Below are 13,646 nucleotides of genomic sequence, written 5' to 3'. Positions count from 1 at the left end.
GTCCCCGCCGGCCACAAGTCCTCGTCAGCCTCAGAACGTCCGCGCAGGCCCCACGCCGACCTCGCCCGGACGCCCGAGCACGACCTCGCGCGCCCAAGCACGACCTCCCAGTCCCGAGCACGACCACCTAGCCGGCCCGGTGCACACCGAACAACACACCTAACACGACCACCCGCGGGCCCGCACCACCACACCCACAAACCGCAGAGCCCGTAAACCGGCGCAACTAAATGCACCCGAACCCCGTAAGGCGCTCACCGGCCCCGGGTAATTCATTCCTTGGCCACGCCCGAGGTCGTGTCCATGATCCGGCACTGGAAGATGCACAACCGCCCGGTCACCGGCAGATCAGCAGCAGCCGACGGAGACGTTGCGGCCTTCGAAGTCGGCCCGGGCCCGCCACCACTGGCGCGCACTTATCGGTGCGTGGTCGGGGTGCTCGCGCCGATGCCGTTCGACGTAGCGGTCGTAGGCCGACTCGCCCGTGAAGTCGCGCCACAACCCGCGCGCCCGGGCCAGGCCCGCGCGAATCCGGCGCGCCCACCGCGCCGCGGGAGCCGTCGTACCGACGGCCTCGGCCGCCCCGGCGGGCACGTCGGCCATCTCAGCGGTCCCGGGCGATCCTCGGCTCGCAGTGGGGGCCGGTACTCCTGCCAACTCCACGTCAGCGGCTCCCGTCGGCGCCGTGCGCGTCGGCGGAAGCGCCCGGAATCAGCGCCGGATCACCCACGAGCGCATACTCCTTGACGAGCTTCTTCTCCAGCGGACTGGCGAACAGGTGCTCGGGGGCGTAGAAGTTCGACTCCTGATACGGGTCCTCGGACGTCGTCGTGTCCCCGGCGCGCACTGCCCGCACCATGGTGATGGCCGCGCACAGCATGACGAAGGCGACGAGCACAAGGAACACCACTGACAGCGTCCCCTGGATCATGGTGTTGCGGACGATGGCCCTCTGGACGCCGATCGCCTCCGCGTCGGTGAGCGTCGGCAGCAGTGCGCGGGCGTCCCGCCACTGCTGGAAGTAGCCCACCCGCGAGTCGGTGGAGAAGATCTTCTGCCACGACGCCGTGAAAGTCACCGCCGTATCGAAGACCAGCGGGATCGCAGGTATCCACGCGTACTTCAGCCGCCCCTTGCGCACCGTCATCACCAAGCACAGCAGCAGGGCGATGGCCGCGATGAGCTGATTGGCGATGCCGAACAGCGGGTAAAGCGTCTGAATGCCGCCGCGCGGGTCGGTCACGCCCATGAGCAGCAGAGAACCCCAGGCCGCCACGACGACGCCGGTGGTCGCCCACGCCCCCACATGCCAGGACGGGTCGCGGAACTTCGGCCAGATGTTGCCCAGGGCGTCACCCAGCTGGAAGCGCGCCACGCGCGTGACGGCGTCGACGGCGGAGAGGATGAATAGCGCCTCGAACATGATGGCGAAGTGGTACCAGAAGCCCATCATCGTCCGGCCGCCGCCGCCACCTCCTCACGGTTGGAGGCGGTGGCGACGACGTCGTCGCCGGCGAGTGCGTTCATGGTGGCGGCGGAGGTGTTCATGGAGAAGTAGATGCCCGGGCTCAGCGAGACCGCGGCCGCCAGAGCCATGATCGCCACGAAGGACTCCATGAGCATGCCCGCGTAGCCGATCATGCGGACCTGGCTCTCCTTCTGAATCATCTTCGGGCTGGTGCCGGAGGACACGGTGGCGTGCATGCCGGACAGGGCGCCGCAGGCGATGGTGATGAACAGGAAGGGGAAGAGCTGCCCGGCGAACACGGGTCCGTCGGTGTTCAGGGCGAACTCGGAGACAGCGGCCATCTCCACCACGGGCCGCACGATGATGATGCCGGCGGCCAGCACCACGATGGTGCCTACCTTCATGAAGGTGGACAGGTAGTCGCGGGGAGTGAGCAGCACCCACACGGGCAGTACCGCGGCAAGGAATCCGTAGACGATCATGCACCACACCAGGGTGGTGGGCGACAGGTGCAGGTACTGGACGAAGGAGGACTCCGCCACCCAGCGCCCGGAGATGATGACGGCGATAAGGATGGCGAAGCCGACGAGCGAGACCTGGGTGATGCGGCCGGGCTGGACGAAGCGCAGCCACAGCCCCATGCAGATGGCGATCGGGATGGTGCAGCTGACGGAGAACACGCCCCAGGGGGACTCGGCGAGCGCGTTGACGCACACCATGGCCAGCACCGCCAGCACGATCATCAGCATGACCAGGACGACGACGGTGGCCACGGTGCCGCCGACCCGACCGATCTCGTCGGTCGCCATCTGCCCCAGGGAGAGGCCGCCGCGGCGCATGGAGAAGAACAGCACCAGCATGTCCTGAACCGCCCCGGCGACGACGACGCCGAGGATGATCCACAGCGTGCCCGGCAGGTAGCCCATCTGGGCGGCCAGGACCGGGCCCACCAGCGGGCCCGCGCCGGCGATCGCCGCGAATTGGTGGCCGTAGAGGACCACCCGGTGGGTCGGGTCGAAGTCGCGGCCGTTGTTAATACGCTCAGCCGGGGTGGCGTTGGTGTCGTCGGGCCGCATGATGGTGCGCTGGATGTACAGGGCGTAGAAGCGGTAGCCGATGGCGTAGGTACAGATCGCGGTGACCACGAACCAGATGGTGTTGACGCTCTCGCCGCGCGCGACGGCGAGCATCCACCAGCCCAGCACGCCCAGGGCCGTGATGGCAACCCACAGGGCGATCTTCCTCGGGGTCCACTTGGTATGCGGCTGTATGCCTACGGGCACGCCCTGACGGTTGCGGATGATCAGGCGCTCCACGTCGGGGGTGTATTCGGGTGCGGCAGAGGCAGTGTGGTATCCATGCGGTTTTCTCATCGTTGAGCAGGGACGGGTGCAAGGCGGACCCGGGAGGGCCCGTACCCAGGCAGCCTAGTTCCCGCACGGGTTCGCGGACAATACCGCAGCCACCATCAGCTCGAGGGGACTCGCCGGACCCTCTCCCGCTAGCCTGGAGGTGTGCCAGAAATACTCGCCTCCGTCGTCTACGTGCTCGCCTCCGCGCCGATCCTGACCGTCTTTCTGGTGATCGGGCTCGGCACCGCCGTCGGGCAGATCCCCTTCGGGCCGATCCGCTTCGGGGCCGCGGGAGCGCTGTTCGTCGGCCTCGCCGTCGGCGCCCTGGATGCGCGCCTGGGAGAGAACCTCACCCTGCTGCGCAGCCTGGGCCTGGGCCTGTTCTGCTACACCGTCGGCATCGGTGCCGGCAACACCTTCTTCCGCAATCTGCGCCGCCAACTGCCGCTCATGGCCCTATGCGTGCTGGCGCTTGTGCTTGCCGGCGGCGCCGGGGCGGTGTATGCCCACCTGACCGGCATCAGCCCGGCCATGGACGCCGGCGCCTACGCGGGCGCCCTGACCAGCCCCGTCCTGGACTCCGCAATCGAGGCCGCCGGCACCCAGGAGCCGGCCGTCGGCTACGCGCTGGCCTACCCCGTCGGAGTCGCCGTCGCCATCCTCATCGTCGCCCTGGTCATTGGCCGTGACTGGCCGGGGCGCCGTGACCCGCGCCCCGCCTCGGCCGACGGGCTGAGCGCCACCAGCGCGTACCTGCTGCGCCGGGTCGCCCTGAACGAGCTGGAGGTCTTCCGGCGCAACCGCATCCGCATCTCCTACCTGGAGCGAGACGGCGCCACCCGCGTCGTCTCCCCCGACGAGGAGCTGCTGCCGGGAGACAAGGTGGTGATCGTGGGCGCCCCGGCCGCGCTGGAGGACGCCATCCACGAGCTCGGCACCGGCTACGACCGCTGCCTGGCCAAGGACCGCACCGTGGTCGACTACCGGCGCCTGACCGTTTCCTCCACCCGCGTGGCCGGCCGCACCATCGGCGAACTCGACATGCACGGCCGCTTCCAGGGCGTCATCACCCGCGTGCGCCGCGGCGACCTGGATCTGCTCGCCCACGACGACCTGGTGCTCGAACTCGGTGACCGAGTCCTGGCCGTGGTTCCCTCCGGCGACCTGGAGCGGGCCGCCGACTACTTCGGCGACTCCGAGAAGTCCATCTCCCAGATCGACGCCTTCTCCGTCGGAGTCGGCATGGCCCTGGGCGTACTCGCGGGGCTGGTCACCATCCCACTGCCCGGTGGCATCTCCCTGCGGTTGGGTGTGGCCGCGGGGCCGCTCGTGGTCGGCATGGTGCTGGGTCGCCTGGGGCGCACCGGCCCCTTCATCTGGCAGCTGCCGCACGCTGCCAATGCCACCATTCGCCAGCTCGGTCTACTGCTGTTCCTGGCCGCCATCGGGCTGGCCTCCGGCCAGGACTTCGCCGCCTCCGCCTTGTCCATGACGGGCTTGGCGGTGGGTGGACTGGCCGCACTGATCGTGGTGGTGGGCGCGGTGGTGCTGCTGGCGGGCTCCCGCCGGGTGGGCTTGAGCGCGCCGCGGGCCGCCGGCGGCCTGGCGGGGCTGGTGGGCCAGCCCGCGATCCTCGCCTTCGCCCTGTCAAAACGGGACGATGAGCGGGTTGAGGCCGGCTACGCCACGCTGTTCGCCCTGGCGATCGTGGTCAAAATCGTCATGGTGCAGGTGCTGGTGGCTATTTGAGTCGGGGTGTTCGCGGCCCGTCGACTTCAACACCCTGCGGGTCTCATACCGCCAGTTCCTTCAACCATTCCTCGACCGGGCGCGGCTGGAGTCCCAGGACCGTCTGGGCGCTATTGCTTTCGGAGATGGTGTTGTCGTCCTGCGCGTTGAGAGCCCGGTAAAGGTCGACTACCGGTGCCGCAGCTGGTCCGAACAGCGTCGTGATGAGTTCGCCGAAGGCCTCGGGCGTGATGGCTTCGAAGCGCACATCGCGATCCAGGTGTGAGCTGAAGGCCGCGGCCAGATCCGGTCCCCTAAGGCCCGGCCTGTGGCCAACGGCGACCGTGCCGGTGATTGAGGTATCCAGCAACAGGCGGGCGACGGCATCCGCCACGTCCAAGTGGGAGCTCCAAGCGACCGGGTATGAAGCGGGAAGCGGGTAGCGCAGGACACCATCCTGACGCACGGGGTCCAGTACAACCGGCAGGAGTAGGTTCTCAAGATAGAGGCGGGGGGCGACTACGGCCACTGAGACCCCTGAGTCGATGACTCCGTTGATTAGCTTCATGATGGGGCTGTCAGGGGCTGCCTGCAAAGGCGATCCCGGCTGGTCAACGATCTGGCCACTGGTGGAAATGACGACGCGGCCGGGGCGGACTCGGCTCACCGCATCGACAACGGCCCGGGCCTGGGCGGCGGAATCCATTGCCCCCATGGGGAGATGGACGAAAACGCCCTCGGCACCGTCATAAGCAGCTGCGAGAGAGTCGGCTGAGAGCAGGTCGACTTCTCTGGCTGCGGTGCCCGCGGGAACCGCCTTCGTGTGGCGGACCGCGGCGACTGGGGTGTGTCCGGAGGCAGCGAGAGCAGACAGGACCGGGGCGCCTTGGGCGCCCGTGGCGCCGTGAACGATGTAAGCCATGAACCCATTAGGGCATAGGATGCACTAGTTACGTCAACTGCACTATTGGGAGAGGTCGAGGACGTGAGTGAAGTCAAGGTTCCCGAGTGCGGGGTGGAGAGGTTCCTGCTCCTATTCGACGGGCCGTGGGCGACGCTGATTGTGCGTGAGTTAATGCACGGACCGCACCGTTTCGGAGAGTTGCGTGCGGGGCTGCCGGGGATCAGCGCGCACACCCTGACCAGTCGACTGCGCATGTTCGAGTCCCGTGGGATCGTGACCCGCAACGTTTATCCCGAGGTTCCACCTCGCGTGGTTTACGAGCTCACAGACTTGGGCAAGAGCGTGCGGCCGGTACTCGATGCGATGAACCAGTGGGGTCTTGACTGCCCGGCCTCGGCCTTCACTTCCCGGCGCGACTCGGCGCAGTGACCTCTTAGCCATCCGCAAGCGTAGCCAGCACCACCGCCGCGGAGCGGGCGGCCGCCTCGTCGGCGCCAATATGGAAGTCCTGGCCGGCCTCCGGGCCGCACAGGTCCGAGACTCCGCGGATCGATGCGAAGGGGAGGGCGGCGGCGTGCGCCACCTGCGCCAGGGCGGTCGATTCCATGTCCGTGCTGAGCGCCCGCGGGAAGCGCTCGCGGGTGGCTCCCACATTCGCGGCGGTGACGAAGGAGCCCCCGGAGAGCACCTGGCCCACATGAATGCGGGCGGATCCCGCAGTCGGCGTGGCGGCGTGCAGGGCACCGCGCGCGGCGCCGGCGCGTGCCACCAGAGCGGGGTCGGCGGTGAAGATGGCGGGCTGCCCCGGGGTCTGACCCGGGGCGTAGCCGAAGGCGGTGGCGTCCACGTCCGTGTAGGCCAGGTCGGTGGACGCGCATACGTCCCCAACCCCGACCTCGCGGCCCAGACCCCCGGTGGTGCCCGCGGAGACAATGACCTCCGGGGTCACCTGCGTGAGCACCGTCGCGAGTGTGCTCGCAGACGCCACCAGCCCGATGCCAGAGCGCACCAGCAGCAGCTCACGGCCACCGCCCAGGTTCAACGGCCAGGCCTCGCCGCCACCGGGCAGTTCCGGGGAGAGCACGCCCTCGCACCGCGGCAGGCGGTCCAGGAAGGGCCGGGCCTCCTCCTCCATCGCCACCACGACCACGGCGGCCACTCGGCGGCGGTTCGACTGCGGCACATGACTCGGAATCACGCTCATACCCCGAGCTTAGGCCTCCCGATCGGGCCAGTAACCCAGGCGCTGCGCGATGGGGCGAACCAACTCGACGGTCTGATGGGTGAGCACCTGGCGCGAGGTCAGCCGTAGCGGTGTGTAGCCGTGCGCGATGAGCCATTGGTCGCGATGGCGGTCGTGCTCCCAGTCGGTCCGCTGGCTGTGGAACTCGTGCCCGTCGGTCTCAATGTCCAGCCGCCCCAGTAGCAGGTCCAATTCCCCGATGGGCACCTCTACGCCCACCTCGGGGGTCGCGCCCGCCTCCTCGAGCTCAAAACGGGCAATGGTCTCCAGCAGGGAGCGGGCCCGCGGGTTGGCGCGATCCAGCAGGTCCCGCAGCTTGGCGTTGCGGTTGCCGCGCAACCTGGCGCGCAGCTGTATCTTGGTGACCAGGCCTCCCCGTAGGGCCGCATCCAGGGCGATCACTGCGTCCAGCGGTTCCGCGCACCGCATGAAGGCGATCAGCATGGTCTCTGGATCGGCGTAGGGCGAGCCGAGGGGGTCAACGTATAGGTCAGGGATGTGATGGCAGGTGGTGCGCAGCGGAGCTGCCCGCGGCGTGGTGGATACCAGCACGTGTACGTTGGGGCCGGGGCCGTTCTGAGCAGGGAGCCCCCAGGCGGCGACACCGTGGGTGCAGCCAATAAGTCCGCCCACCTGCCGGGCGACAATGACTTCCCGCTTGGTCCCCGGAAGGGCGATGACGCGCCCCGGATGCTCCTGGACTACGCCCTCCTCCACCATGCGCGTAAGCGCGCGCCGAGCGGTGCGGTTGGCGGCGAGGTAGCGCGCTCGGGCAGCGCCGTGCGCCGCCGACAGCACGAGCAGGATCTGGTCCCGCCTGTTCGCATACCCCATGGAGTGAGCATCGACTGGGCAGGTGCAGCTGACAATGCCGAGTACCCAGCCTGTGGATAACCTGTTGCGGAAAGTGGTTTATCCACAAGGTGGGTCGGCTCACGCTATTGACAGCCCGCTTAGGTCCTGTCGTGTAGGCACCGGCGCTTGCGCATGGGCCGCGCCCACTGGGTCTTGGGCCCCGTCGGGCCTTGACTTGAAGGTCAGCGGGTGTTCGCGAACTCAGAAGTGTCCATCGGTGACCAGTTTGGTGGAGATGTGCCCCAGTATCTGGAAGAAACTGGCTTAAATCGTTGCAACTACACCAACGTCGATTCGGTCATCATGCCGATGGAGGTCAAAGTGGTCACCGATGGACACTTTTCTACTGGAATCTAGTTGGCGAACACTGTCTCCCACTGGTCGCGGCGGTCCAGGAAGTTCCGCACCGCCTCCTGGGCGCCCTCCAACGAATGGTTAGCGCCCCAGCCGCACTGCACCTGGTTGGCGGCGGGAACCTCCGTCGCCTCCAGGATGTCCCGGAAGGTCGCCTCCAGTAGGGGCAGGAACTCCTCCGGCTCCAGCCCGAGCGTCAGCGCGTAGAACCCGGTCTGGCAACCCATCGGCCCCCAGTCGATGAGCCGGTCGGTGTGGTTGCGCATCAGCTCGGCGGTCAGATGCTCGATCGAGTGCACGGTCCGCATCTCCAGGTGCTCCCGGTTAGGTTGGCGCAAGCGCACATCGTATTTGATCAGCTCGTCGCCGCCCGGCAGCCGCTTGCGGTCGGCTATGCGCACGAACGGCGCCGCCACCTTGGTGTGGTCGAGGTTGAAGGACTCCACGTTCATACGATGCCTGTCCATGTCTTCACCCTAGCCGGGTTCGAGACCACAATGGCGCTATGAGCACACCTCTGGCCCGCATCGTCGCCGGTCCCGCCGCCGCCCCGACCCTTGTCCTCCTCCATGGCATCACCGGCTCCGCCGTGTCCCAGGCGGAGGCCATTGACCATTGGGTAGACCGGGGCTACCGCGTCATTGCGGCCGACGCCCGCGGCCACGGCCTGTCCCCGCGCTGGACGCTCGCTGAGCTGGCCCGCGCCGGGGAAGTGCTGGTCGATGACGTGGTCGACCTCCTTGAGGAGGTATGTCCTTCGAGGTCCGCTGCGCCGCCCCGGCCTGACGGCGAATCGGGCTCTTCACTTCCCACTGAGTCCGGTGGTGAGACGTTCACCGGGAACCAGTCGGGACCCGACGGCGCGAAATCCGGAGCCCCGGTGCTCATTGGTCACTCCATGGGGGCGGCCACCGCCATGGTCGTGGCCGCCCGCCGCCCGGAACTGGTCGCGGGGGTGGTCTTGTTGGACCCGGCCCGGTACGGCTCCCGCAGCCCGCAGGAGTTACGTGAGCGAGGTGCCGCCCGCAAGCGCGCTCTGGCGGCCGAACTCTCCGATCTGCCCGGCGCCGTGGCCCGCGCTCTGGCCGAACCGGACATACCCGATGGTGAGGCCGTCGCGGGTGTATGGGCTAGCCAGCGGGTAGACCCGGCGCTGTTGGACATCGGCGTGGTTGCGCCGCCGGTACGGTGGGAGGAGGCGATGGCGGCTTTGAAAGTGCCTACGCTCCTGGTCACCGGCGACCGCCCCGGCGCGGCCCGCGTGGGCCCCGCGGGCCTGGAGGTTCTCTCCCGCATTGCCAACCCGCACGTCGACACCGCACTGGTTCCGGGGGCGGGCCATGATGTGCGCCGTACCCGCCCCGAGGGGTTCTGGGCGGCCGTGGACCCCTGGCTGGAACAACTGCTGTGAAACCCCATTCCCGACATTTGCGCTGCGCTTCACATAGGATGCCACCACCCGGCACCGAGGCCGGCCCCCGGACCATCGGGTGCCATGAGGAGGATCCATGCCCGCGCGCACGCGCCCCGCTGCCAACCGCCCGCGTCCTCGGGTGCCCGATCGCCTTGCGCCGCTGTCTCGTAAACAGATTATCGGTCTGCTTCTGGCTCTGGTTGTATTCGTGGTGCCACTGGTCGTCGACGTGCCGGACCTGGATCCGATGGGTGAGCGGATGCTGTCCATCTTCCTGCTCGCCATCGTGCTGTGGGTCACTGAGGCGATCCCCTTGGTGGCCACCGCCGTCCTGGTGATCGGGCTGGAGGTCCTGCTCATCTCCGATCAGGCGGTCCTGCCAGTCCCGGAGGACGCCACCGCCTACTCCTCCTTCTTCGCGGCCCTGGCCAACCCCGTGATCGTCCTGTTCCTAGGCGGTTTCCTCATCGCCGACGGCTCGGAGAAGTTCCACCTGGACAAGAACCTCGCCGCCGTCCTGATCAAACCTTTTACCGGATCCGTGCGCCGCACCGTGTTGGGGCTGATGGTCATTACCGCGGTGCTGAGCATGTTCATGTCCAATACGGCCACCACCGCCACCATGTTCGCCGTGGTCATCCCGGTGCTCGGCGCACTGCCGGAGGGAAAGCCACGCACCGGCCTGGCCCTGTCGATCCCACTGGCGGCGAATGTGGGCGGCATGGGGACCCCTGTAGGCACACCCCCCAACGCCATCGCCCTGGGAGCGCTGACGGAGGCCGGTCACGCCATCAGCTTCCTGGACTGGATGCTGATGTCTATTCCGCTGATGCTGGTGATCCTGGTGGGGGCCTGGCTGCTGATCTGCGTCGTGTTCCTGCCCGGCGGGCTGGCCATCGAATTGGATATGCGGGCGGAGTGGTATACCGATCGCCGGGCTGTGATGTTCTACGTCATCGCCGGGGTAACCATCCTGGCCTGGATGACCGAGTCCCTGCACGGCCTGAGCGCCAACGTAATCGGCTTCCTGGCCATCGTCGCCATGCTGGTGACTCGGGTGATGACCGGCAAGGATCTGGCCGGGCTGTCCTGGGACGTGTTGTGGCTGGTGTCGGGAGGAATTGCGTTGGGCGACGGCGTGGGCGCCACCGGACTGGATGAGTGGATCCTCAGCCTGTTCAACTGGACCGCCATGCCGGCCCTGGCGGTGGTGGTGCTCATGGGAGTGCTCGGCCTGGCCCTGTCCAACGTCATCTCCAACTCCGCCGCCTGTAACCTGCTGGTGCCGCTGGCCATGGGATTGGCGACGGGTGTGGACGGACTGGAGCCGGTGACGATCGCCGTGGTGTTGGCCTTGGCCTGCTCGCTGGGCATGAGCCTGCCGATCTCCACCCCCCCGAATGCGATCGCCTACGCCACCGGGGAGATTGCCACCGGCGATATGGCTCGGATGGGCATGATCGTCGGCATCGCCGGAACCGTGGTTCTGGTGCTGGTAATGCCCCTGTTCTGGTCGGTTTTGGGGATGCTGTGAGTACCGCCCCCGGCACGCCCTCCATTGACGCCACGGGTACCGCCACGCCGCCGAGGCCGCTGGTGGTCGCCGTGGTTTCACCGACGTCGCTCGGCACTCAGGCGGCCCATGAAGTCGCTCCGGCGGTGCGCACCCTGGCCGAGGTGGTGCGGGTGCGCACCCTGGCCGAGCTGTTCCGGTGGGCGGACCACGGCGAGGCGGAGGCGGTGGCGGTCAATGCCGGAGAGGTCGCACCGGCCGGAGCGGCGACGGTGGCCCTGATAATTGCCACCGACGAGGTCGGCAGCCTGGACGACGTCGCCGCCGCCGTCGCCCATTATCCGGCCCTGGCCACGGCCCGGCTGGTGCTGCTTACGGAACGGGCCGAACTGCGCGATCTGGGGCGAGCGATAGACGAGGACCTGGTGCGTGAGGTTGTTGCCGTGCCTTGGACGCCCGGTGCGATCGGGGATCGGGCGCGGGCGCAGATCCGCCGTTGGATGCGTGACCACTTGCCGCAGGACGATCCTCGCCGCCGACAGGACGGCGCCTTGAACGGCCATTCTCCACTACTGGAGGCGCTCACCCGCCATTCCGATGCGCTGACCGCAGAGTTGATCGCTGCCTGTGAGCAGGTGCTGGGTCCGCGTCCCCGCCTGCGGCTGCCGGCCGGGGTGCGCCTGACCCACCAGGGTCAGGTCGTCGACAGTGTGTATGTTGTGATTGCCGGCTCGGTCGCCCTGACTCGCGACACCCCAGTCGGTGAGGTCACCCTCCACCACGCCACCACTGGCCGCATCATCGGTCTGGTGTCCCTGGCCAGCCATGGCCGCGCCTTTGTGACTGCCACCACGACCACGGATGTGGAACTGATCCTGCTGTCGATTGAGCAAATGGACCGGGCGCTGCGGGAGAACCCGGTCACCGAGCAGGTGCTGGCCGCCCTGATCATCCGATCCCTGACCAAGCGCTTGGCCCGTTCTGAGATCCTGCAGGTGGAGAAGATCGAGTTGGCGGCGGCCCTGGATGCGGAACGCATTCAGGTGCAGGAGGCGCTGACCGAATTGGAGCAGGCCCGTCTGGAGTTGCTGGCCCAGGAGCGTTTCGCCACCCTTGGTGAGCTGGCCGCCGGTATTGCCCACGAGTTGAACAACCCCGTGGCTGCGCTCGAACGCTCCGGGGACCATCTGCGTGAGGATCTGGCGGCGGTGCTCGCCACTCATCCCGACGGCGGGACGATCAGCCGGGTGGCGGCAGCGGCACGCACCCGGCCGGCCGCCTCCACGCGCGCCGAGCGCGCCGCCCGCAAGCGGTTGGAACAAATCCTCGGGGATCGGGAACTGGCCCGGCGGCTCGTGGCCGCGGGCTTCGACGACGACGCCGATCCGGACACGATCCGCGCGTTGGCCGCCGACTCCGGGCGCCTGGCGACCGTTGAGGGGGCGGCATCCATCGGTCGTTCCGAACGCAATATGCGATTGGCCACCGACCGTATCAGTGGGCTGGTCGCCAGCCTGTCCACCTATGTGCGCCCCGACGGCGAGGATATGATCGACCTCGACCTGCGGGAGGTCGTTGAGGATGCCCTGCGTCTGACCGCCCACCGCCTGGAGGCAGTGGCCGTGGAGGTGGAGCGGGACTACCCGGCGGAGCCGGGGGCCATCCCACCTGTTCCCGGCCACGCGGGCGAACTGGTGCAGGTGTGGACCAATATCCTATCCAACGCCGCCGACGCCCTGGCCGCGCAGGCGAAGGAGGCTGCGGATGCCGGTACAACGCCGCCCCGGCCCCGAGTCATGGTGCGGATCACCCCGGTTATGGGTGGAGTACGAGTGCGGGTGGAGGACAACGGCCCGGGCATCGCTGCGGATATCCTGCCGCGCATCTTCGAGCCGCGTTTCACCACTAAACACGGTCAGGTGCGCTTCGGGCTGGGTCTGGGCATGGGACTGGCCAAGAGCGTGGTGGACGCCCACGACGGTTCTATCGCGGTGGACTCCGAGCCCGGGCGCACCCGCGTTACCGTGGTGCTGCCCACCGGCGCGGTGGCTGCGGATCCGGCCCCGTTCGACGAGTCGGCGGGGCGAGCACATAAGGATCCGCACCAGCCGTCCAGCGGGAAATCGGTCAAGAAGTCGCGAAAGCGGCCGCATAAGCGGTCGCGGTCATCGAAGGAGAAGTCATGAAACTCGCCATCCTGGTTGTTGAGGACGAGCCGGAGGTCCGCGATGCCGTCGTCGGCGACCTGAGCAGCTTTTCCGACGTCGTCCGCATTGAGCCGGCCGAGGACGTCGCCGACGCCTGGGAGGCCGTCGCCGACATTGATGAAGACGGCGATCTGCTCGCGCTGGTGCTGGCCGATCACCGTATGCCGGGCCGCACCGGCGTCGACATGCTGGTGGACATGAACACTGAGGCGCGCACGGCTGCCGCGCGGAAGGTGCTGGTGACCGGTCAGGCGGACCAGGCCGACACGATCCGTGCCGTCAATGACGCCGGCCTGGATCACTACATTGCCAAACCGTGGGATCCTGCTCGACTTCAGCAGACCGTACGCGACCAGCTGACCGATTTCGTGCTCGAGGTCGGCGTCGATCCGCTGCCGCATCTGCGGGCCCTGGACCGGGTGCGTGCCATGGAGGCGCTGCGCTGAGCGGAGGTCGGTCCGGCCCGGCGGCCCTTGGGAGGGGCGGGGCGGACCGGCGTCAGCAATGGTGAGTGCGATTATCCCGGGTGGGGGAGCGGCAGCAATGCCGGTGTGACCCGCAGGACCGGCCCGCCGTGTCTGGACGGTGCGGACCGCGTGCAAGGATGA

At 68.1% G+C, this 13,646-nt stretch carries 11 protein-coding genes and 1 pseudogene; 6 read left to right on the top strand and 6 right to left on the bottom strand.

Annotation, left to right across the window (positions count from 1 at the left end):
• Positions 1 to 348: 348 nt before the first annotated feature.
• On the bottom strand, positions 349 to 603 hold the full coding sequence (locus Q4A20_RS10160; RefSeq protein ID WP_303122634.1) for a YbdD/YjiX family protein: 255 nt from the start codon (positions 601 to 603) through the stop codon (positions 349 to 351).
• Positions 604 to 664: 61 nt separating this feature from the next.
• A pseudogene (locus Q4A20_RS10155) lies at positions 665 to 2,841 on the bottom strand (carbon starvation protein A).
• Positions 2,842 to 2,982: 141 nt separating this feature from the next.
• Between Q4A20_RS10155 and Q4A20_RS10150 the strand changes: the two are divergent.
• Positions 2,983 to 4,569, top strand: coding sequence for an aspartate:alanine exchanger family transporter (locus tag Q4A20_RS10150; protein WP_303122633.1), 1,587 nt, complete (start codon positions 2,983 to 2,985; stop codon positions 4,567 to 4,569).
• 43 nt (positions 4,570 to 4,612) lie between these two features.
• Here the strand turns inward: Q4A20_RS10150 and Q4A20_RS10145 are convergent, their stop codons facing one another.
• On the bottom strand, positions 4,613 to 5,470 hold the full coding sequence (locus tag Q4A20_RS10145) for an SDR family oxidoreductase (protein WP_303122632.1): 858 nt from the start codon (positions 5,468 to 5,470) through the stop codon (positions 4,613 to 4,615).
• A 63-nt stretch (positions 5,471 to 5,533) separates the two neighbouring features.
• Here Q4A20_RS10145 and Q4A20_RS10140 point away from each other — a divergent pair, with 63 nt between their 5' ends.
• Complete coding sequence (locus Q4A20_RS10140) at positions 5,534 to 5,881, top strand: helix-turn-helix domain-containing protein (RefSeq protein WP_303122631.1); 348 nt, start codon at positions 5,534 to 5,536, stop codon at positions 5,879 to 5,881.
• 4 nt (positions 5,882 to 5,885) lie between these two features.
• Here the strand turns inward: Q4A20_RS10140 and mtnN are convergent, their stop codons facing one another.
• The 3 genes from mtnN to Q4A20_RS10125 all read right to left on the bottom strand — a co-directional run bounded on the left by mtnN (position 5,886) and on the right by Q4A20_RS10125 (position 8,371).
• Positions 5,886 to 6,656: a 5'-methylthioadenosine/S-adenosylhomocysteine nucleosidase gene (gene mtnN, locus Q4A20_RS10135; protein WP_303122630.1), complete on the bottom strand. Its 771-nt coding sequence runs from the start codon at positions 6,654 to 6,656 to the stop codon at positions 5,886 to 5,888.
• A 9-nt stretch (positions 6,657 to 6,665) separates the two neighbouring features.
• On the bottom strand, positions 6,666 to 7,529 hold the full coding sequence (locus tag Q4A20_RS10130; RefSeq protein ID WP_303122629.1) for a hypothetical protein: 864 nt from the start codon (positions 7,527 to 7,529) through the stop codon (positions 6,666 to 6,668).
• A 374-nt stretch (positions 7,530 to 7,903) separates the two neighbouring features.
• On the bottom strand, positions 7,904 to 8,371 hold the full coding sequence (locus tag Q4A20_RS10125) for an S-ribosylhomocysteine lyase (protein ID WP_303122628.1): 468 nt from the start codon (positions 8,369 to 8,371) through the stop codon (positions 7,904 to 7,906).
• Positions 8,372 to 8,409: 38 nt separating this feature from the next.
• Between Q4A20_RS10125 and Q4A20_RS10120 the strand changes: the two genes are divergently transcribed.
• The 4 genes from Q4A20_RS10120 (at position 8,410) to Q4A20_RS10105 (ending at position 13,484) form a co-directional block, all read left to right on the top strand.
• On the top strand, positions 8,410 to 9,315 hold the full coding sequence (locus Q4A20_RS10120; RefSeq protein WP_303122627.1) for an alpha/beta fold hydrolase: 906 nt from the start codon (positions 8,410 to 8,412) through the stop codon (positions 9,313 to 9,315).
• A 97-nt stretch (positions 9,316 to 9,412) separates the two neighbouring features.
• Positions 9,413 to 10,852: a DASS family sodium-coupled anion symporter gene (locus tag Q4A20_RS10115; RefSeq protein ID WP_303122626.1), complete on the top strand. Its 1,440-nt coding sequence runs from the start codon at positions 9,413 to 9,415 to the stop codon at positions 10,850 to 10,852.
• A complete protein-coding gene (locus Q4A20_RS10110; RefSeq protein ID WP_303122625.1) occupies positions 10,849 to 13,017 on the top strand; it encodes an ATP-binding protein in 2,169 nt (722 codons plus the stop codon). Before Q4A20_RS10115 ends, Q4A20_RS10110 begins: the two co-directional genes overlap by 4 nt.
• A complete protein-coding gene (locus Q4A20_RS10105; protein ID WP_303122624.1) occupies positions 13,014 to 13,484 on the top strand; it encodes a response regulator in 471 nt (156 codons plus the stop codon). Before Q4A20_RS10110 ends, Q4A20_RS10105 begins: the two co-directional genes overlap by 4 nt.
• Positions 13,485 to 13,646 lie beyond the last annotated feature (162 nt).

The sequence above is a fragment of the Actinomyces sp. genome (assembly GCF_030530635.1).
Classification (GTDB): domain Bacteria; phylum Actinomycetota; class Actinomycetes; order Actinomycetales; family Actinomycetaceae; genus Actinomyces.
Note: the sequence above shows the minus strand (reverse complement) of the source record. Positions and strands in the feature narration are given on the sequence as shown.

What these genes read in the sequence shown, in the direction of transcription:
- Q4A20_RS10125 (WP_303122628.1), bottom strand. Translation starts at nt 8,371, where the DNA reads ATGGACAGGCATCGTATGAACGTGGAGTCCTTCAACCTCGACCACACC.
- Q4A20_RS10145 (WP_303122632.1), bottom strand. Translation starts at nt 5,470, where the DNA reads ATGGCTTACATCGTTCACGGCGCCACGGGCGCCCAAGGCGCCCCGGTC.
- Q4A20_RS10130 (WP_303122629.1), bottom strand. Translation starts at nt 7,529, where the DNA reads ATGGGGTATGCGAACAGGCGGGACCAGATCCTGCTCGTGCTGTCGGCG.
- Q4A20_RS10115 (WP_303122626.1), top strand. Translation starts at nt 9,413, where the DNA reads ATGCCCGCGCGCACGCGCCCCGCTGCCAACCGCCCGCGTCCTCGGGTG.
- mtnN (WP_303122630.1), bottom strand. Translation starts at nt 6,656, where the DNA reads ATGAGCGTGATTCCGAGTCATGTGCCGCAGTCGAACCGCCGCCGAGTG.
- Q4A20_RS10105 (WP_303122624.1), top strand. Translation starts at nt 13,014, where the DNA reads ATGAAACTCGCCATCCTGGTTGTTGAGGACGAGCCGGAGGTCCGCGAT.
- Q4A20_RS10120 (WP_303122627.1), top strand. Translation starts at nt 8,410, where the DNA reads ATGAGCACACCTCTGGCCCGCATCGTCGCCGGTCCCGCCGCCGCCCCG.
- Q4A20_RS10160 (WP_303122634.1), bottom strand. Translation starts at nt 603, where the DNA reads ATGGCCGACGTGCCCGCCGGGGCGGCCGAGGCCGTCGGTACGACGGCT.